Source organism: Paraburkholderia sp. 2C, from assembly GCF_054589215.1.
The window spans coordinates 77436-96395 of record NZ_BAAILL010000009.1 but is presented as its reverse complement, the minus strand read 5'-3'; the positions used below and the strand labels follow the sequence as shown (position 1 = coordinate 96395).

Genomic DNA, 18960 nt, shown 5'->3' with positions numbered 1-18960 from the left:
GGCGCGGTGTCTGTCCACGGTGGTGAGCGTGAACGAAATCGTACCGCGTACTGAAGCAATGTGTTGTTCACAGACACCCTTTTTTCTGCGGTTAGGTGACTTCGGCGAACGAGCCAGAACCCGCGCGCGATACTGTCGAAAGGCGTGCCGGACGCCATCGTTACGATGATCCGTGGACGTGAGCACGGCTTGCCGATATGACGAACGCGGGCACAACCACGCGTATGACGGCGCGCGCAGCCCCCGCAACTTACGAAGACGGCGTGTGTCCGACCATTGATTTCGCGTGCGGCACAGCGCGCGTGTCGCGCGATAAATACAGTAACCAGGAGGAAATGGGCTAGCCCTTGGCTGACCCGTATGGCACCGCTACAGACGATGCGCGGGGAAGCGGGGATCAGGAGGCGCAGACCGAGGCCGCGTCCTCAGGAGTTGGTTATTTTTTCTTTGCTGGTGAGCTGGCAGTCTTCGGGGCTGTCGTCCAGGACAGATCTGCCGCAGGAGACGGTACCTTTTTGGGCTGCTTAGGCTTTTTCGCCTCACGATTGCCGCGCAGTTGACTTTTTGCCATGGTGTTTCTCCAATTACTTCGGCCGCGGGAGCGGCCGCCTTGTAATCCATTCTGCGCGCATTTGCCGGTTCCGTCTCCATCTAATTCGCAAGCCCGCACGGTAGCAGGCAGAGCACGCGAGCCGGCCAGGGGGTGTCAGATGGGGCACGCAATGCAGTGCCGCGATACACGTCAGGGTACGGCATGCGCGGACGCAACGAGCAGAATGAATCGCTCATTTGCATTCTTCTTGCCTGGTTCCTGTCACCAGCGTATTGTGGAATCCGAAGCTCAAGAAGGTCGATTGCTGTTCATCAATGGCTCGCTGCGTCAGCGGTATTCGTTGTCCTCTCGCTCCTTGACTCTTCGGACGCTCCACCATAGGAGCTGGCACATCTCTCTCAAGGAATGTTTATGGACACCGGTACTGTAAAGTGGTTTAACGATAGCAAGGGATTTGGATTCATTACCCCTGACGCAGGTGGGGAAGATCTGTTCGCGCATTTCTCCGAAGTGAGCGGCGAGGGTTTCAAGACCCTTGCTGAAAACCAGAAGGTTAGCTATGAGACGAAACGTGGTCCAAAAGGACTGCATGCAGCAAATATCAAGCCGCTGTAAGCGGCCGGTGCCTGCATTTGCGGGCACCGGTAGGCGCAATTTCTTCAGCCTATCTCACATCGCTGGATCGCATCATCTTTGCCAGCCTCCTTATGGACTCCGCTGCGAGCTGCCTTTGTAAAGCAGAAGCGTGAGTGGCAGGCATGAAGTAATCCCTGCAAGTCATAAAGATCGAACGCCGGCTATGGATTGTTAGGATTGCGAATATACAGCTAGATAAAAGCTCATACAAAGGAGGCATGCGACGGTCTTTCGCCTTAGTATTCAATCGTTGTTGGAGGGAAGGTTCGACTGATTTGGCGTCTTTGCGATCGCTCTTGCATGGCGACGGTAAAAGGCGCCTCCTTGTTTGATGCAATATACACGCGCTGAGATAGAACTCTTGGTCGCAGAGGTCGTCGGGCAAGCAGCGATTGACGTCCTTTGGGGGCCTTCAATCGAATACAAACAGCATTAGGTCATGGATCCAACGATCTTGGCGAGGTCCCGCTCCTTTCCCTTAATGCTTTCGATCAAGAACTTCCTGATCTCGGAAAGGTCGTCAAGCGCCTGCTCTGCCATAGCGAGCACGTCCTGCAACGGTCGCGTGTCGGAGCCACTCACGAGCGATGTCTGAATCATGTCGCGCATTGTATTAACGCTGAGTTCCGCCCGAATGATCCGGTTCTCAGTGACAGTCAGGCTGTGACGTTGCTGGGCGATCGTAAGCACATACATCTCCGGTGCGTCTTGTCATGCATCGTAGCGTCTAGACCGGATTGGTGCATAGCTGGCGATGAGTAATCTCAATTCAACATTCGTAAATTGAGGGAGCAAGCCCTCACAGGTGATCATGGGCCGAATGCGATATCAAAGCAACTGAAATCGCTCGTTATCTCATCACGGATTTGTGCGCGCCTGCACACCCTTGCCGGACCCGCGGGATGCTCCTCTGTCGCCCGCCAGTTTTGGACCTGGGTCCAGGTTATGCTGACGAAGGATATATTTCGGAGACTGACCATGAACATGGACGAGTTTAAATCAAGCATAGCAAAATTGTTACGCGATGTTCCACGCGGCATCACGGCAGACTTGAGTGACTCCGTCACAGCGCATTGGGCAGGCAGTGAAGTCGTCTATTGCCGCCTGTGCGAAGACGGCAGCGGGGGCGTTGGTGAAGAATTTGATCTGAACGAGAAAATGTGGGTGCAGTTGCAGTCAGTTATCGACTCCTGGATTAAAAGACCCGTGTTCAGCATGCGTCCTGAGATGCGTACCTGATTCAACGGCCGTGCGTCGCGGGCGCGAATGGTTGCGGCAGCCAACAGTGCTGCAGGCCCCCGCATTGGGTTCGAGCTGGCGCAATAACGGTGTTTTTACGATGCGAAAGGTACGTTCAGTCATCGCTCGCTCCTGGCTTCAGCACCTTCGTGGAGGCAGCGGCATGCGGTCGCTCGTTCGCGTTTCTTTTCTCGAATGCTGCGAGAAATATTACCGTATTCTGCAAGGTAATTTGTGCGCCCGACCAGACCAGGTCAGTAAGGCGACGTCCGGGCAGGACGCTGTACCTTCCGAAGGTGGGGCGCGGCGGCGCGGCGCGCCCATCCATAAACATGGCGCGAGATACAGCCCGACGGCGAGCACGCCATTCGTGGGCATGCTCTATTTCCGCAACGTCTCGCGTCAGTCAAGGAATGAACTGGCAACGGTTGACAGCGCGCATTCATTCGCGTTCGAAGGTAGGCTTGGCATCGTATGCCGGCTCGGATCTCAGTGATGTTACCAACTGGCCGCCCTTGTGCGTCCATCGCACGTCGACGCAGATGCATGCCCGTACGTGACCGTACCGACGATAGACACAGGCGCTCGTATCCTGACCACAGGTGCCTAGTATCTTTCACAAGGAAATGTGCCCAATGCAGTCTCGCACAACGTACTTAGCGCGATTGCCCGTTTAGGCGGCTGGACAAACGAAGAGTGGCTCCTGATCTTCTCCGGGCCGCACTATTTTCCCACCGCCTTCGTATTGGAGTGTCGTTGCAATTCCATTGTGCTGTTAGACGATTTGATTCGCGAGAGCTCGCGTTGGCTGTTCAATCCGTTGTCGTGTGTACAGAACTGCGTCGCGCACTCGAAGCACAGCTTGACGATATGTCGTTACGGAGTCCCGCAATGCAGTCCGCAACCGGAGACGCGATAATGCGGTCGTCAGGCGATGACGCAGCCCACAACGCACGCAGCCGGCGCCCGCCGGATATCGGGGGATCGGACATCGCATAGGTAATAGCGATGCGCAGCTTACGCGCGAGCACGAAAACTACTCCCTGCACTAGCAGGTCGTTGGACGGGCTCGCCGTCCGGAGGGGAGGGTGGCAAGACGCTGGACTACATTTTTACATCCGCACGATTTAGATTGCTTTGCGGCATCATCAGGCGCATTGTGAAGTGATCCAGATGTTTCTCTGGCCGCCTTTTTTCGCACCTGGATAGGCATTGGGCAATGACGGTCAGCACTATTATGGAGCGCGTCATCATGACCATTCCCGTCATCGAATACAGAGGGTACGAGTTACGCGCGTACTCTCATCAGGAGTTTCCGCTGCATCGTGACCCGTATGCCAAAGGTCCGCGGCGGTTTTCGTCTGTCGTGCGCATCGACTCTATTCAGCCCGGCGACGCCAAGGCCGGCCGCTATGCGACATTGTTCACTACAGCAAGTCCCACCACCGCGGGTGATGCCATCGACCTCGCGATGCAATACGGCAAGGACATCGTCGACGGCAACGTTCAGGCGAGCGGACTCTGACTGAATGCCAGTCTGTCCCCTGCTGGAGTGGAGCAAGACATGCAATATCCGCTTTATGTGCGTCGCGACGGTGACACTGGCTTTCGCGCCAGTTTTCCCAATTTCCCCCGTGCCGTTGCGCACGGCAAATCGATGGATGAACTGAAGGGCGACGCGCAGAAGGCCGTGGAATCGGCCTATGCTCGCAGCGAGCAGCTCATACCCGCTCCCACCTGCAGCACGTCCGAATTGCATGTGCTCGACATGGACGATGGAGAGGGAATCTGGATATTTGTCGACATCAATCTCGCGCGGGTTACCTCGCAGGCCGTGGGCATCCAGTTCAGCCTGCTCGAAAGTCTCCTGCAGCAAGTCGATCAGGCAGCAAGAGAACGTCACATCACACGCTCTGCGTTGATCACGCTGGCCGTCGTACACGAACTTGCGAGCCGGTACGAGGGACAGTTGTCCAGCATGCCTGTTTCCCAACGGGTCTTCGTGGACGGATGACGTGTGCGCCACGAACGCCCGTTACGATGTGTCGCACCGTCCCGGCTATCAGGGCGGCGACAGCCGCTTGTCGGCGAACCAGTATGTCTCACAGGAGTGGATCATGTACGATGACCAGGTTAATGCGGAAGAGCTGGCAGAAAGCAAAGGACGCAGAGAAGCCATGCAGCGTGCGACGGATGATGGTATGCCGGTTGCCGCAGAAATTGAAGAGCGAGACGCCGTGGAGATCCCATACAGAAAGCCGAAGCAATGGATCAGGCACGCGAGGAAATGGCTAGGCGCTGGCAGCAGCTCGATGCCATCCTGACCATCGGCGGTTCAAAAAAGAGGACACAGCCTCGCGTGGAAATGGGGAAACAAAAAACCGGTAAGGGGTCGCTCTCGCAGGTTCTATAAGTTGGCACAAGATCGGTTGCGTACAGTGCCTGACGGCGTTGTACGTTTCCCGGGCTTCGTTCAATACACTTACTGGGTGGTGGGCGATACCGACGGAATGAATTGCTCCGCGTGCCTAACGCCGAATTGATACGATCGCATCACTCCTTGCCGCCTCCGTCGATTCCGCGTCCAGTTCGCCATACCTGCTTGCCTTGCTCGGATAGCTCGCCGCAACTATGCTCAGCGCCGGCCTCCGTGCCTTCTATTGCCATGACGTCGCCCGCCTGTTCCTGCGCCTCCTATTTCTGCTTGTGTCGCGCTGCGATTGCTTCATCGTGCGATCTGCCGGCGCAGTGTTGATTTGGAGTGGCCCGGAGGCTGGACCCGACGCGTTTGCAAGCTCTTCATGACGATTCGAAACGGTCTGCACGCATGTATTCAGCCTGCTTGTGGCCGGTCGCCGAGGTGCACCCGCAGCGTTGATGAGATCCGTGCGCGTGTTCGCACGTTCGGAATTTAACCAGTTCAACGAACTTTGGTTTCGAAGTTGATTCGTCATGAAAAATCCATGGACGAATAAAAAGCCCATTCTGAGCATGGGGCTGAGCGGTACTCATGCTGCAATCGGATCCGTATGAGCCCGAGTCGCATCAGCCGTGATACGAGAAGCGGTTAATTTCTGGGCAGCAGCGTCAACATCGGCGCGACCAGGGAAACGTAGAGCGCGTCGCTGATTGCGAATCGCGAAATCGGTGTCCGCCGCCGGACGTCGAGGAGAAGACATGCAAGACTACAATTGTCAGCCGCTACCGCGGGCTCGGGCTCGGGCTTCTTGTGCGTATCACGGAGACCAAGGCGGATTCGCTCAACAGAGTGGACCGGCGCTATAACGTCACCTGGTATCTTCATAAGGAAGGTCATTTCGTTCCAGCGAACGTCATTGCCAGCTTTTCCGAGCCATTGGATTTCGCGTGGCCGGAGGAAGCCCTCAACTTTGCCGAGCGACGAGCGCACACATTTGCCGACTGCGCGTTCACAGCGCACGGAAGTGAGAAGGCCAAACGAGGATAACCGCCGCCTTGGCGAGCGTACTGCCGGCAAACAATGTAAAAACCGCGGTCCTCGGTTTTAGTACGCCGTGCCGATCGCGCTCTGCGCCTGTTGAAATGGATGAGCAGAATTCTGTATTCGGTCATGCAGGCAGGCTCATATTCATTTCTCTGTTCGAACCGGCGCCACGTACTGGGTTGCTGTCGCGCGTGGCGCGATTCCGCAAAATTTGATAGACAGCCCGCCAGTAGCCCGGCTTCCCGAGCCCGTCTGATTCGTCTCGCACCATGACGGACTGCCTGTTGCGAGGTTGCGGCACCTGTACGCTTCGCGTGGCCACCTCGTTGCAAGCGGCCTCGCTGTTTCAAAGGTAGAAAACGTCCGCGCAGGCATACCCCATGCGCCATGTCACTGGCATTCACTGAAACGGAGATTCTCATGTTCATGCACAACAGGCTGCTGCAGTACACGGTACGCGTAGGCGCGACCAATCCTGGTCTCGCGAATCTGATGCTCGAGCAGTTCGGCGGTCCGCAGGGCGAGCTCGCCGCTGCGATGCGCTACTTCACCCAGGCGGTTGCGGAGGAAGATCCAGGCCGCAAGGACATGCTGTACGACATCGCGACCGAGGAGCTCAGCCACCTGGAAATCATCGGCTCGATCGTGGCGATGCTCAACCGCGGCGCGAAAGGCGAGCTTGCTGAAGCGGTGGATGAGCAGGCGGAGTTGTACCGCAAGCTTAACGCTGCGGGCAACGATAGCCACGTCACCCAGCTCCTGCACGGCGGTGGTCCCGCATTGACCAATTCAGGGGGTGTCCCGTGGACGGCCGCCTACATTGACACGATCGGTGAGCCGACGGCCGATCTGCGCTCGAACATCGCGGCAGAGGCCCGCGCGAAAATTCTCTACGAGCGACTAATCAACGTCACCGACGATCCGGGTATCCGCGATGCACTGGGCTTTCTGATGACCCGCGAAGTCGCGCACCAGAAATCGTTTGAAAAAGCGCTGTATGCGATATCGCCCAATTTCCCGTCGGGCAAGCTGGCGCCGATGCCCGAATTCGCGAGTACCTACTTCAAGATGTCGCACGGCGGGGAGATGGTTGGAGCGCCCTGGAACAGCGGCAGCGGGCTCGCCATGAAAGATGGGGAGCCTGCGGTGGATGGCGGGGACGGCAACGCCTGGGTCAACCTCGATTCCAAAGAGGAAGCGTCACTGTCGGCCATGGCGACGCGCCTGCAGTCGGATCCGGAAAGTGACCCGACGACCGGAGCGGAACTTGGAAGCGCGGAGGATGTTATCGATAACCTGAGATGACCGGAAATCAAGCTGCTTTCCTTAATGGCTGCGGTTATCAACTGGTAGGACGTCGGCGACGAACGGTGTGAAGCACTGGCATCTGCGGCGCCACATTCACAAGCACGTTCCACACGGATTTGATTTATTCACGGAGTTACACATGACCACCAGAACCATCAGTGATCTGTTTATCCATTCGCTATCCGACATATACAGCGCAGAGAAGCAGATGACGAAGTCGCTGCCGAAGCTTGCCCGCGCGGCGACAAATGCCGATCTAAGCGCTGCCTTCATGAAACATCTGGAGGAAACGCGGGGCCAGATTGAACGGATCGACCAGGTTGTCGAATCATGCGGGATCCGTCTTAAGCGGATCAAATGCGTCGCCATGGAAGGCCTCGTTGAGGAGGGCCAGGAGCTGATCGATGAGATCGAGCGCGGCCCCGTTCTGGACGCGGGGCTGATAGGAGCTGCACAAAAGGTCGAGCATTACGAGATTGCCGCATACGGCTCGATCATCGCGCTTGCGAAGCAGCTGGGAGAGACGCATGCCGTGACCCTTCTGCTGCAGACCCTGAAGGAAGAGAAAGCGACAGATGAGAAGCTGTCTCTCCTCGCTGAAGAAGAGGTTGCTGCTGAAGCGCTAGGCAAATGAACCTGCCCGGCGCAGGTGCGCGCCACGTACCGTTGTGCAGGGCGTGTCCATTTCCCCGGTCCACTTTGAAAGAGTGGATGGTCACCTACCACGCACTGGTCTGGCTAGGCGCCGTTCTGCTCTCAATCAACGGCTGGATGTGAGCGGCGGCGCAATGTAAGGCGCAAAGGCGGTCCCCGGGCAAGTTGTCTCAACGTTGGAGCCGAGGAACCGCGACGTTCCGCATGGGCGCATACGCGGACTTGCACGTCGCCTAGCCGCGCGCCGCGATCGCCCCACATTTTACGGGGATCCTCTCGTCTTCTTCGGCGACGCGTACACCCCACGGCCGACCGGCGTCGGAGCGAAACCGACGCCCGGGGAAGAATCCGCATTTGGCATGTGATTTTGCCTCTGGTGTCGGGTACAGCAGTTGCGCTCGCTTACGTTGAACACAAGGGCGCTTGTGCTAAATCTTTTGGACTTCAAACTAATAGGCGCATTATGAAAATCCTAGCTTCCCAAAGCGGGCTCCCTCGTGTGTCCTGGGGCTCCGTGATCGCGGGGGTCATTCTCTCGCTGATCACATACTTCGTCCTGAGCGTACTGGGCGCGGCGATTGGCATGTCCGCTCTCGTGCCTCTTTCGCGGCCCAGTCCCTTGCAGGGATTCGGCTTTAGCTCAGGTGCATATCTGATCGTGATGACGGTCATTGCGGTCTTTGTCGGCTCATACTTCGCGGGCCGCTGTGCGCCCGTGCTCGGGTGGCTGCACGGGCTACTGGCCTGGGCGGTCATGATTCTGATGGTCATCTACGGAGCCACATCTCTGCTCGGCAGCGCGGTGAGCGTTGCCGGAAGCGTAGCATCGACCGGCGCAACCGTCGGCGCAAAAATGGACCGGTCAGGCGCAACGGGTACGGCGGCACGCACATTGGCGCAACGCGTTCAGGGCGCAATTGCGTCTGCCACCGCCGAAGCCTCAAGCCCGCAAGCGCAGGCCGACGCGCGTCAGGCAGCAGATACCGCTGCGCGCAATGTAGCGCGCGCGTCCTGGTTCTCATTTGCGGCGCTCATCGTCGGCGCAATCATTGCCATCGTGTCGGGGCATGCGGGTTTTCGCCAGCAACCGCCGTTCGGGGAAGCCGCCAGCACATCGACCGGTAACGTCCCGCTTCGGCGCGACTCGGCGCGCGAGGGATTCCCGGCCGTACCGTCCCGTGAGAGCCCTTGTCGAGCGCCTATCGCTCCGGCGCGGTAATGAACGTTAGGGCGAATCGGTCGCGGAGTGCGCGAAACGCTCAAACAGGCGTTCCCGCCATGGTCGTCGGGACGAACATAGCGCTGCTGTCCGCGAGGGACACAGGGTCACGAAGCGCGCATGGAATTGCGCAGAATAGGCGGTGCCAGGCGCCGACGTTGTGGAGAGCAGCATGACATTGCGCACAATTACTCACGTCACCTGTCCGTGTGGACACCAGGGCTCGATTGTCGAGAGCACCTATGACGATTCCCGATCTCACTGGTATCTGGCGACGCTGCGAGGACTGTCGCACCACGGACGTTACGACGGGCTAGATTCCCTGTTCGCGGAGACCAGACCGTCGTGCCCAGCATGCGGGCGGTCGTTGGGGCCGGAGCATGCGACCCGGTACGAGCCTCACAATTTCATTGCGTAGCTGCACCGTGAAGGCAATGACGAGATTCCGCCAATAAACCACGTCTCGGTTATGCTCAGTAACGGTTACGTCCAGAAATGAGAAGGAGCCACGCATTCATCTGATTGCCGGACATTTGCAACATTCGAGCTGATCGTGATAACGAGTCCACATGCAATGTTCTCCGTAACCGTTACACTGGCATGAATAGCGCACGCCATGTCCCTCATGAACGACTCAAATAGCCCCACATTCACGCGGCCGCAGCCTGTGGCCGCACGTATCGTCGCCATTGGTGGGTCTGCCGGCGCTTTGCATGCACTCGCTCGGTTCTTCGCCGCAGCTTCCGGCGTGCCGCGCGACACCGCTTTTGTGGTTGTGGTTCACCTGGCGCCGGACTCCGAAAGCCATCTGGCCGAGCTGCTCGCGGGTGCCACGACTTTTGCGGTGTCGGCCATCGAAGACAATGCACCCATCGTGGGCGCGCACGTTTATGTCATTCCGCCGAAAGTCTCAGTAACGGTTTCGCATGGTGTTTTCAGACTCGCGCCTGCTGTTGGGCGGCCGGAAATTCCTATGCCGATTGACCAGCTGTTTACATCACTGGCAGCCGACCAGCACGAACGGGCAATCGGGATTGTGCTTACCGGGGCCAACGCGGATGGCTCCGCCGGGTTGCGCACCATCAAGGCCGAGGGTGGCATGGTGATGGTTCAGGACCCCGAGACGGCGGAGCACAGCACGATGCCAAGGCAGGCCATCGCCACAGGACTGGTCGACTATGTGCTGCCCGTCGAGCAGATGGGGGCGGCGCTGATCGACTACATCGACGGCTCAAAGCGTGTGAATTTGCCCGCACCGGACGCGAACGGAAATTCGCCCGACCTCGATCCGGTGCTCAGGGCGCTCGCGGCCGCGGGGTCAGAATTCAGGGGCTATAAGCGCGGCACGCTTGAGCGTCGCATCGCCCGCCGTATGGCCGTGAATCGGGTAAGCAGCCTCGACGCCTACTGCGACATACTGAGAAAACATACTGAAGAAGCCGAGGCGCTGAGCCTCGACATGATGATCGGCGTGACGGAATTTTTCCGCGACCCGGGCGCCTGGCAGGTGCTTTCCGAGCGTGTCCTCGCGAGCCTTCTTGCCGAGCCCGAAGGTGACCAGCCGTTGCGCGTGTGGGTGCCTGGGTGCGCGACGGGCGAGGAAGCCTACTCGATGGCCATGTTGCTCAGCGAAGAGATTGAGAGACGCAAGGCATCGCGCAAGTTCCTTATCCTTGCGTCCGACGTCAATCGCTCGGCGTTGGTGCGGGCCCGTACTGGTGTCTATGCTCCGGGCGTTGCAGTGCCGCTCGGCGAGGCGCGTCTGCGGCGCTTTTTCCATGTCCATGAGGACGGATATCAGGTCCGTCAGGACCTGCGTGAAACGATTCTCTTCACGCCACAGAACCTGATTGCGGACCCGCCATTCTCCCGGGTCGACCTCATCAGTTGCCGGAACCTGCTGATTTACCTCGAGCCCGAAGCACAGCAGCGGGTGTTCGAGCTATTTCATTTCGCGCTAAACCCGAAGCGGTATCTGTTTCTTGGACGCTCGGAGAGCACCGATCCAGACTCCACCCAGTTCCAGGAAGTGTCCAAGGCGTGGCGCATCTACCAGCGTAATCCAGTCGCCGGGTCGGGGATTTCTGGCCACCGCTTTCCGGCGCGCGCGATTCGTCGCGAGGAGTTCCAGCCAGCCAGCCGCGCGGGTGCCAGAAACAAGGGGTATGCCGAACTGGTCAATGCAACCCTGCTCGCCGAGCAGCATGCTGCGTCAATACTGGTGAATCCGTCGCACCAGGTCCTATACATCAGCGGTGCTGCGGATCAGTACCTGGGGCAGCCTGCGGGTGAGCCGACCGGCAATATTCTCGACATGGCGCGGGAGGGCCTGCGACTGAAGTTGCGGATCGCGCTGCGCCGGGCTAACGAGAACGGTACCACGGCACCCGTCAGCGAGATTGCGTCGAACGGCGAAGCACCTGCCATCAGGATTACCGTGACGCGGCCTTTCGACACGACACACTCGGGCAAGGCCTTACTCGTTATCTTTGCGCGGCTGCCCGTCGTCGATCGTCCAGCCGCGTTTGCACCCACGGGAGTCGACTCGGACCTCTGGCATCTTGAGAGCGAGCTTCGCACGACTCAGGCGGCGCTTGGCAGCACGATCGAGGAACTGGAGGAAAGCAACAGCGAATTGCGGGTTTCGAACGAAGAAATCCTGTCGATGAACGAGGAGTTGCGCTCGGCCAACGAAGAGCTCGAGACGTCGAAAGAAGAGCTGCAGGCAGTCAACGAGCAGTTAAACCAGGTGAATTCGCAACTCGAAAAGAAAATCGACGAGCTGGAGGGACTGACCGAGGACGTGGCCAATCTCCTCGCTAGTACCGAAATCGCAACGCTGCTTCTCGATCAGCAGGGCCTTATCAAGCGATTTACGCCCAGCGCGGGCAGGATCTTTGGCCTTGCCCCTGTAGATACCGGGCGCGCCATTGCGGACGTGCTCGGCGCGCCACTGGGCGACGCGCTGATGCCGGACGTGGAGCGGGTGCTTTCCAGCGCGACCGCCCATGCAGAGAGGGAAATCGAGACCGCTACCGGGCAATGGTATGTCCGCCGCATCACCCCCTACATAGCGGTTCGTGGCAAGCCGTCTGCCGGTGCCGTCCTCACGTGGACGGACATCACTCACGTCAAGCGTTCGGACGAGCGTGCCCGACATCTTGCAGCAGTCGTTCAGGATTCGAACGACGCCGTTACGGTATTCGACCGGACAGGTCGCTTCCTCGCGTGGAACCGGTCCGCCACGTTGATATACGGATACAGCGAGGTGGAAGCCCTCCGGATGTCCGTCTCCGATCTGGTGCCGCCTGGCGCCAGACAGGATCACCTCGACTTTATCCAGCAAGCGCTACACAACGAAGCGTTGCATTCGTACGAGACGCGGCGAGTCGCCAAAGATGGGCGCGTGGTAAACATCTGGCTGACGATGTCGATCCTGCGGGACGATGGTGGAACCTTCGTGGGCGTGGCGTCGACAGAGCGCGATCTCACTGAGCGCAGCATGAGCAACGCCTACCTTCGTGAGCGGGCCGAGCAACTCGCACTGGCCGACCGGCGAAAAAACGAGTTCCTGGCGATGCTTGGCCACGAATTGCGCAATCCGCTTGCGGCGCTTGTATCGGCTGCCGGTCTGCTCACGTCAGAAGCGGCTGGAGAGGCGAAAAAGGCCTGGGCTGCCGGAGTCGTGGAGCGGCAGGGAAAGGCCATGATGCACCTCGTGAATGACATGCTCGATATCACGCGTATCACGAGCGGTAGTATCGAACTGAACCGTCAGGCTGTTACACTGAAGGCGGTTGTCCATAGCGCGATCGAGGTCTGTCAGCCCATTGTCGATGAACGGCGGCACCGCCTGTCTGTCCTGCTCCCGGACGAGCCAGTGTTCCTGTACGCGGATCCGACGCGCCTTTCGCAGGTGATCGAGAACATCGTCATCAATGCGGCGAAGTTCACTGCGCCTGGCGGATCGATCACGGTGCGTGCGTCCGTTGCGGCGGACCGGTTGTCGCTCAGCATCAAGGACAACGGGCGCGGTATCCCGCCCGCGATGCTCGGGACCCTGTTTGATATGTTCGTCCAGGGGCAGACGTCTGGCGGCCAGCGTAACAGCGGACTGGGAGTGGGGTTGTCCGTGGTCAAGCGTCTGGTGGAGTTGCACGGCGGCTCAGTCAGGGCGCTCAGCGATGCTACGACAGGAAGCGAGTTCATCGTCGACCTGCCGATCGGGGCGCCTTCCCATGGCGCGAACGGCGGCGATGCAAGGACACCGGTGACTGCTTCCCCTCCGGCACGGATTCTTGTTATCGATGACAACACCGACGCGGCGGAGGCGCTCGCTATGCTTCTGGCCATCAGGGGGCACGAGGTCGAAACACGTCCGGATGGGATTTCAGGCATCGCTGCCGCCGCACACTTCAAGCCGAACGTCGTCCTGCTCGACATTGGTTTGCCCGACATGGATGGTTATGAGGTTGCGCGGCAACTGCGCGCATCTGCAGACGGTCATTACATGACACTCGTAGCGGTCACCGGATATGGTCTGCCAGCTGATCGCGTCCGCTCCGCCGGAGCAGGATTCGATCATCATCTGACAAAGCCGGTAAATCCTGAAGAACTCGTTCCGCTGATGAGTGCACGGACGTGATGTCAGAATCCCGTCACTGTGAATGCAGGTAGCTTCGAAAAGATGCATCGCCCCGCGCCCGGGCATTGCCAACACGGCGACGGAAGTCGCCTCTTTTAACTACCTGTACGCAGTGGCACGAGAAATCGACGCGATCTGGCGTTCCGGTGCATCCCGATTTGCGCTTGTACCGCAAATAAACGGTGGAATTTAAGGTTCCCGAGCGGCCCGCGCCCGGTTTCCACCGGCGAATCATCCCTCATTACCACGCAACGTTAGGTCAGGTGTCCGCCGACTGCACCATGAACGGAATCCGGACGGTAAAACATGGCCCCCGCTTAACAATTGAACAAAACCTCGAGCGTGCCGGATGCGCTTCGACGATCTGCTTGCAGAGCAAACCAGGTCCGGATCCGCCGCCCGGCGCGCTCGATGGTGGTCGGGGCTGCGTCTATCAGGAGGCGGTCGTCGATCTGCCCGCGCACCGAAGAGCCGAGCAGTTCATCTATAGGAACGGGCACGGCAATCCGGGGAAAGCGACGCCGTGATTGCTTCTGCGCCCGGCCGGTAGTCGTCGACCACGAGCAGCCGACGCCCATCGCTTGCTCGTTGCCCGCATAGCGTTCGTGGCGTCCAGGGTGCAGTTTGGAATGGTCTCATGTGTCATACGGCTTTCAGCGCGCTGAACCTCTAGGAGATCCAACGCATTCGGTGTTCCCGGAACCTACACGGCACTGCACCGGCCTAAACCTTGCAGCGGCACGGGGGCACCGCATGCGACCGGGGGAATCATGAGCCTGTCGGACTTTATCGAAGCAAATCTTCCCGAGCTGATCGACGAGTGGGCGGAGTACGCCCGCGCGATCAGCGTCAGGGACAGCCATCTCACGCACGCCCAGTTGCGGGACTCGGCACGTGGCATTCTGATCCGGATCGCGGCGGATATGCGCGCACCGCAGACCGCTGAGCAGCAGCATGCCCGGTCGCGCGGCGACGAACACGATCCGGCATCCGGATTCAACAGGGTCGCCCACGAGCACGCAAACGATCGTCTTGCACAAGGCTACGGCATCAACGACCTGGTGGCGGAATACCGGGCCCTGCGCGCCAGCGTGCTGCGCCGATGGCAGCCGACGTTGCCCGGCGATGCGGCGGCCTCTCAGGAGATGATCCGGTTCAACGAGGCCATCGACCATATGCTCGCGGAATCGGTCCGGCAGTACGCGCAACGCACGGAGCGCATCCGGGATCTGTTTGCCGGCGTGCTGCAGGACAGCGGCCTGTCGTCACCCAGCGTCAGGGCGATCGCGATCGCGCAACGCAGCGCCGTGCGCATGAAGCGGATGATTGACGACTTGCTCGTGTTCACCCGTACCCGTCTGGGTGACACGCTGCCGGTCGATTTCACACCGCAGGATATCGGACGGATCTGTCACGATGCGGCCGATGAGGTACGCGCTTCCTATCCCGACGCCTGCATCGACGTGTGCGTCACGGGCGAGCTGGCCGGCAGGTGGGACGGCGGCCGGATTGGCCAGTTACTGGTTAACCTGCTGGTGAACGCTGTCCAGCACGGCTCAGGGAATATCACCGTGAGCGCCCTCGGTGACGATGAGCAGCTGAGTCTTGTCGTGTCGAACGAGGGCGCCCCGATACCGGCGGCCGCCCTGCCGACGCTGTTTGATCCCTTGACGCGTGCAAACCGTTTCCCCAGGCCGGGCGGACCGTCGTCGAGCATGGGCCTGGGGCTTTACATCTGCCGGTGCATCGCCCGGGCGCACGATGGCACCATCCAGGCCGAATCGACAGAAGGCAGGACGCGCTTTACGGTGCAGATGCCCCGTTTTCCGGCGCTGGCACGCTGAGTTTTCGGTATTGAACCCTGCGCGGCGAAATTGGTGTCCGCGGCTCCTGTGCGGCAGACCGGCCACCGCTGCCGGAGCGTCGAATGGCCGCTGTAGTTCACAGAGTTGACTCGCACGGGCACGCTGTCGAATGTTGGCTGTGGGTCCACTACGGAAGATCGGTGCAACGACGGGAGCACCGGTTGGCGGCGCTCGATGATCTTCCGCGTTCGGCCATCCGGCGACGCCCCGCCTAATTCAATCGAGCGACCCTAGATGTGCGGCCAATGGCAACTTGAAATATCGACAGAATGCGAGTACGCGCAGTTGCCTCCGGCTACGGGATCGGATGCGAGGCCGTCCGCGCATTGAATTCGCTTAATCCCGAACGCGCTTACAAGCTGACGCGACCCATGCCCGCTCTTCGGTTAAGGATGAAGCCGGTTTCGTTGGCTGGTTATGTAGCTAATGAGAATCAGCGCAGTAGTCCCCGCTGCCACTACGCAAGAGAGAATCACGAAAAGGCTTACCACCCATTCCAGGGTTGCTGCGAAGAAAACGGTCATTTCCAGTCACCACCATTGACGTTGTTCCGCGCGAAGCTGTTGGTGTTCAAGGTTCACTGTTACGGATGTACGGAGACCACTGAAGTCACACCCAATGTCTCGGTGTCCCGCATTGTTCGCCACTGAGGCCTGGTTTACTGACCGGAGACACCTGGCAAGGTATCCGACCCTCGCGTTCCCTGCTTCTCTCGATGTCGCCTATGTCGGCTGCTGCGCAAGCGCAGCAGCCTGGAACCGGTCGCACCGACGGACGGCCATAGCGCGGCTGGCTCACTAGCGTTTCTTGAGGCGGTCCCTAGCGCCACCATAAGAAGCCTGTGTCTTGCCGATCACTTGCCCCACCCGGCCTTTCAGCGTGATCGCTCGATTGCCAATAACCCTGCCGATGTGTGCTCGCAGCGTGCCGGAAATCTGCTTTGTCCAGCCGTGCAGTTGATCCCTGTTCATTACGTCGTTCCTTGTGTGCTGACTGGGTGGAAACAGGATCGAAACCGCTAGGCGTGGCGGGGCGGCGCGCTGTCAACTTCGCCGGCTGCCTGTTCCCACAACTGCTTGTCGCGTCCTTGCGGTTTACCCGCCTGTTCCCACAGTTCGCGTGCGCGGACCAGGATGCTCGCCTCCCTGACGGAAGTCGGCTCACGTTCTTCGACCGTTTCGCCGCCAGCGTCGATATGCACGGTCGTGACATCGTATCCGTCGGCTAGTTGATGCCATGCATTCACATGGTTCATTTCCTCGAACTGACGGATACCGATGACGATGGCTTCTGCCTTCGTGCCCTGGGCTACAGTCACGCGCATCAGTTCAGTGTGGTGTGGATGCCCTCTGTGATCGATGAATGTCTTGTGGAAGAGGAGTTCGTAAGGTCGCCGTTCGGAGGCACTGCCGCTCGAGGCGGTGAGCGCAATGACCCCGACCAGGTGCTGGTCCGCGCGATCCAGGACGGCGAGCCGCTGCACGTGACGCTCGCGCATGATCCGTTCAGCTTCTTCAACGGGATCGTCCTCGAAGCAGAAAAGAATATCTGCCGACATCGCCTCGCGCACCGTCACATCGCGATCGGTAATCATGCCGATTACCTTGTTATTGAGACACACCGGCAACGCGCCGACATTGAAGTTTTTGAACTTTCGGGACGCCGAGTCGAGCGTCTCATTGGCCTGGATACAGACTGGTTCTTTCATCACTTCTCTGACTAGCATGGCATTGTTCCCTGAACACTGTGAAGATGGTGGCGCGTCGGATGCAGGCGATGGTCAAGGCCGTGCCTGGCAGTTATACGGTGTCCGGTGGGCCGGCGTAAGCAGTCTGCGCGTCTTCAGCCATGTTACGTCCTGGTGGTCGCTCGCGCCGTCCGCTACCGTACCGAATTTCATCGCAGCAGCAGGCACCATGATCCATGATGCACCGAACGTCTGTTCTCGCGCTTTCCAGTGCGGCTTCACGCGAAAAGACCTTCGGTACACACGCGCTACCGCCGCCCCGCGCCAGGAGCATGCCTATGAACCCGATCACACTTTCTCTTTTCATCGCGATTACGCTGATCGCAGTCGCGGTCGGTCAATGGGTCAGCCTTTATCTGGTGCCGCCCATTTTTCTCGTTGCCATCTTGGTCGCGGCCTCGGTGAGGGTCGCCAACGTGTGGCAGAAGTTTGTCATCCTGCGCGTCGGCAAACTTCAGAGCGTCAGGGGAGCGGGACTCTTTATGATCGTCCCGGTACTGGACAGCGTGGTCGCCATCATCGACGAGCGTGTCCAGACTACTGCGTTTAATGCCGAGCAGGCGCTGACGAAAGATACAGTCCCTGTCAATGTCGACGCGGTCATCTTCTGGCACGTGCATGATGCACAAAAGGCGGCGCTTGCCATTACTGATTACCGGCAAGCGATCGATCGCGTCGCCCAGACGTCGTTGCGCGAGATGATTGGCTCGTCGATGCTGGCTTCGCTTCTTTCAGATCGAAGGGCCGCCGATGCACACTTACGCGATGAAATAGGCGGCAAGATTGCCGACTGGGGCGTCACGGTTCGATCGGTAGAGATCCGGGACGTTGCGATCCCGGTAGCGTTGCAGGACGCGATGTCGAGGCAGGCTCAGGCCGAACGCGAAAAGCAGGCGCGTGTGATTCTCGGTTCCGCCGAAGCTGAAATTGCCGCGAAGTTCGTCGAAGCTGCTCGGGTCTATGAAAATCACCCAGGGGCGCTGCAATTGCGGGCGATGAATATCATCTATGAAACTACCAAGGAGCGCGGCGCAACCATCCTGATCCCAAGCTCGATGATCGACAGCCTGAACCCGCCGCTCGCGCTGGCCATAGCCGCGCATGACGTAGCGGGTATGTCGCCGGCACCGCTCAAGACGGCGGCTTAGGTGGCCGGCGGATACGAGTGGAACATTTTGTGTGAGCCTGCCCGCAACCTGATGAGGTCAACGCTGTCTTTTCCAGTCCACGACTGCTCACCGAATTCGCGCGCGAGCTGTTGCGCGTGAACTCGCGCAGCCGGCGAATTTCCCGCTTTCTCGACGGTCCATCTGTACGCTGGCGTACCGCTTCAGCCCCCGTTTCCGCGTAGCGTCGGAAGCATTCGCTAAAAAAGGGAGGCGGTCTGCGGGGTTGAAGGCTGGCGCAACGGTGGACGGTGCGAAACTGACCAGACTCAAAACGCAGTAGCGTGAATGCCGTCGCCGCGAACATCCATTCTTTATTCATAATGTTGAAAGCATCATGCGCTTTCTGACGAGTGCCGGGAGTAACGAATCATGCTGCGGAACATCGACAGTCTGAAGAATGCATTGTGGCCGCGAACGATGACGAAATAGGACATGTTGAAGAGCCTTATTTTGATAATGAAG

16 protein-coding genes are annotated in these 18960 nt (G+C 59.2%); 11 read left to right on the top strand and 5 right to left on the bottom strand.

Annotation, left to right across the window (positions count from 1 at the left end):
- Positions 1–436: 436 nt before the first annotated feature.
- Positions 437–571: a hypothetical protein gene (locus ACYPXD_RS01425; RefSeq protein WP_459706607.1), complete on the bottom strand. Its 135-nt coding sequence runs from the start codon at positions 569–571 to the stop codon at positions 437–439.
- Between the two features lie 393 nt (positions 572–964).
- On the opposite strand from ACYPXD_RS01425, the gene ACYPXD_RS01420 reads away from it, so the two are divergent.
- Positions 965–1168, top strand: a complete 204-nt coding sequence (locus ACYPXD_RS01420; protein ID WP_459706605.1) for a cold-shock protein — start codon at positions 965–967, stop codon at positions 1166–1168.
- A 453-nt stretch (positions 1169–1621) separates the two neighbouring features.
- Here the strand turns inward: ACYPXD_RS01420 and ACYPXD_RS01415 are convergent, their stop codons facing one another.
- Positions 1622–1879 carry a hypothetical protein gene (locus ACYPXD_RS01415; protein WP_459706603.1) on the bottom strand — a complete coding sequence of 86 codons (258 nt, stop codon included), beginning with the start codon at positions 1877–1879 and terminating at the stop codon, positions 1622–1624.
- A 288-nt stretch (positions 1880–2167) separates the two neighbouring features.
- On the opposite strand from ACYPXD_RS01415, the gene ACYPXD_RS01410 reads away from it, so the two are divergent.
- The 8 genes from ACYPXD_RS01410 (at position 2168) to ACYPXD_RS01375 (ending at position 13717) form a co-directional block, all read left to right on the top strand.
- Positions 2168–2428 (top strand): hypothetical protein, encoded by a 261-nt coding sequence (locus ACYPXD_RS01410; protein ID WP_459706601.1) that lies wholly within the window; start codon positions 2168–2170, stop codon positions 2426–2428.
- A 1252-nt stretch (positions 2429–3680) separates the two neighbouring features.
- Complete coding sequence (locus ACYPXD_RS01405) at positions 3681–3953, top strand: hypothetical protein (RefSeq protein WP_459706599.1); 273 nt, start codon at positions 3681–3683, stop codon at positions 3951–3953.
- A gap of 39 nt (positions 3954–3992) precedes the next feature.
- On the top strand, positions 3993–4442 hold the full coding sequence (locus ACYPXD_RS01400) for a type II toxin-antitoxin system HicB family antitoxin (RefSeq protein ID WP_459706597.1): 450 nt from the start codon (positions 3993–3995) through the stop codon (positions 4440–4442).
- A 103-nt stretch (positions 4443–4545) separates the two neighbouring features.
- Positions 4546–4752: a hypothetical protein gene (locus ACYPXD_RS01395; RefSeq protein WP_459706594.1), complete on the top strand. Its 207-nt coding sequence runs from the start codon at positions 4546–4548 to the stop codon at positions 4750–4752.
- Between the two features lie 1559 nt (positions 4753–6311).
- Positions 6312–7196 carry a manganese catalase family protein gene (locus ACYPXD_RS01390; protein WP_459706592.1) on the top strand — a complete coding sequence of 295 codons (885 nt, stop codon included), beginning with the start codon at positions 6312–6314 and terminating at the stop codon, positions 7194–7196.
- 142 nt (positions 7197–7338) lie between these two features.
- Positions 7339–7833, top strand: a complete 495-nt coding sequence (locus ACYPXD_RS01385) for a YciE/YciF ferroxidase family protein (RefSeq protein ID WP_459706590.1) — start codon at positions 7339–7341, stop codon at positions 7831–7833.
- Positions 7834–8316: 483 nt separating this feature from the next.
- Positions 8317–9072 (top strand): hypothetical protein, encoded by a 756-nt coding sequence (locus ACYPXD_RS01380; RefSeq protein ID WP_459706587.1) that lies wholly within the window; start codon positions 8317–8319, stop codon positions 9070–9072.
- Positions 9073–9688: 616 nt separating this feature from the next.
- Positions 9689–13717 carry a CheR family methyltransferase gene (locus ACYPXD_RS01375; RefSeq protein WP_459706585.1) on the top strand — a complete coding sequence of 1343 codons (4029 nt, stop codon included), beginning with the start codon at positions 9689–9691 and terminating at the stop codon, positions 13715–13717.
- A 317-nt stretch (positions 13718–14034) separates the two neighbouring features.
- Here ACYPXD_RS01375 and ACYPXD_RS01370 read toward each other — a convergent pair whose 3' ends face one another.
- Positions 14035–14295: a hypothetical protein gene (locus ACYPXD_RS01370; protein ID WP_459706583.1), complete on the bottom strand. Its 261-nt coding sequence runs from the start codon at positions 14293–14295 to the stop codon at positions 14035–14037.
- 192 nt (positions 14296–14487) lie between these two features.
- Between ACYPXD_RS01370 and ACYPXD_RS01365 the strand changes: the two genes are divergently transcribed.
- The gene (locus tag ACYPXD_RS01365; protein ID WP_459706580.1) at positions 14488–15561 is read left to right on the top strand and encodes an ATP-binding protein; all 1074 of its coding nucleotides are present in this window, start codon (positions 14488–14490) and stop codon (positions 15559–15561) included.
- A gap of 818 nt (positions 15562–16379) precedes the next feature.
- On the opposite strand, the gene ACYPXD_RS01360 is transcribed toward ACYPXD_RS01365, so the two are convergent.
- Together ACYPXD_RS01360 and ACYPXD_RS01355 are read right to left on the bottom strand one after the other, a co-directional pair.
- Positions 16380–16553: a CsbD family protein gene (locus ACYPXD_RS01360; protein ID WP_459706578.1), complete on the bottom strand. Its 174-nt coding sequence runs from the start codon at positions 16551–16553 to the stop codon at positions 16380–16382.
- A gap of 47 nt (positions 16554–16600) precedes the next feature.
- A complete protein-coding gene (locus ACYPXD_RS01355) occupies positions 16601–17308 on the bottom strand; it encodes a CBS domain-containing protein (protein WP_459706576.1) in 708 nt (235 codons plus the stop codon).
- A gap of 299 nt (positions 17309–17607) precedes the next feature.
- Between ACYPXD_RS01355 and ACYPXD_RS01350 the strand changes: the two genes are divergently transcribed.
- Positions 17608–18477 carry a slipin family protein gene (locus ACYPXD_RS01350; RefSeq protein WP_459706574.1) on the top strand — a complete coding sequence of 290 codons (870 nt, stop codon included), beginning with the start codon at positions 17608–17610 and terminating at the stop codon, positions 18475–18477.
- Positions 18478–18960: the final 483 nt, after the last annotated feature.

Excerpts from the sequence above, each read along its gene's own strand:
- ACYPXD_RS01410 (WP_459706601.1), top strand. The coding sequence starts at position 2,168 with ATGAACATGGACGAGTTTAAATCAAGCATAGCAAAATTGTTACGCGAT.
- ACYPXD_RS01385 (WP_459706590.1), top strand. The coding sequence starts at position 7,339 with ATGACCACCAGAACCATCAGTGATCTGTTTATCCATTCGCTATCCGAC.
- ACYPXD_RS01350 (WP_459706574.1), top strand. The coding sequence starts at position 17,608 with ATGAACCCGATCACACTTTCTCTTTTCATCGCGATTACGCTGATCGCA.
- ACYPXD_RS01365 (WP_459706580.1), top strand. The coding sequence starts at position 14,488 with ATGAGCCTGTCGGACTTTATCGAAGCAAATCTTCCCGAGCTGATCGAC.
- ACYPXD_RS01400 (WP_459706597.1), top strand. The coding sequence starts at position 3,993 with ATGCAATATCCGCTTTATGTGCGTCGCGACGGTGACACTGGCTTTCGC.
- ACYPXD_RS01355 (WP_459706576.1), bottom strand. The coding sequence starts at position 17,308 with ATGCTAGTCAGAGAAGTGATGAAAGAACCAGTCTGTATCCAGGCCAAT.
- ACYPXD_RS01405 (WP_459706599.1), top strand. The coding sequence starts at position 3,681 with ATGACCATTCCCGTCATCGAATACAGAGGGTACGAGTTACGCGCGTAC.
- ACYPXD_RS01380 (WP_459706587.1), top strand. The coding sequence starts at position 8,317 with ATGAAAATCCTAGCTTCCCAAAGCGGGCTCCCTCGTGTGTCCTGGGGC.
- ACYPXD_RS01370 (WP_459706583.1), bottom strand. The coding sequence starts at position 14,295 with ATGGGCGTCGGCTGCTCGTGGTCGACGACTACCGGCCGGGCGCAGAAG.
- ACYPXD_RS01395 (WP_459706594.1), top strand. The coding sequence starts at position 4,546 with ATGTACGATGACCAGGTTAATGCGGAAGAGCTGGCAGAAAGCAAAGGA.
- ACYPXD_RS01390 (WP_459706592.1), top strand. The coding sequence starts at position 6,312 with ATGTTCATGCACAACAGGCTGCTGCAGTACACGGTACGCGTAGGCGCG.
- ACYPXD_RS01425 (WP_459706607.1), bottom strand. The coding sequence starts at position 571 with ATGGCAAAAAGTCAACTGCGCGGCAATCGTGAGGCGAAAAAGCCTAAG.
- ACYPXD_RS01375 (WP_459706585.1), top strand. The coding sequence starts at position 9,689 with ATGTCCCTCATGAACGACTCAAATAGCCCCACATTCACGCGGCCGCAG.
- ACYPXD_RS01420 (WP_459706605.1), top strand. The coding sequence starts at position 965 with ATGGACACCGGTACTGTAAAGTGGTTTAACGATAGCAAGGGATTTGGA.
- ACYPXD_RS01360 (WP_459706578.1), bottom strand. The coding sequence starts at position 16,553 with ATGAACAGGGATCAACTGCACGGCTGGACAAAGCAGATTTCCGGCACG.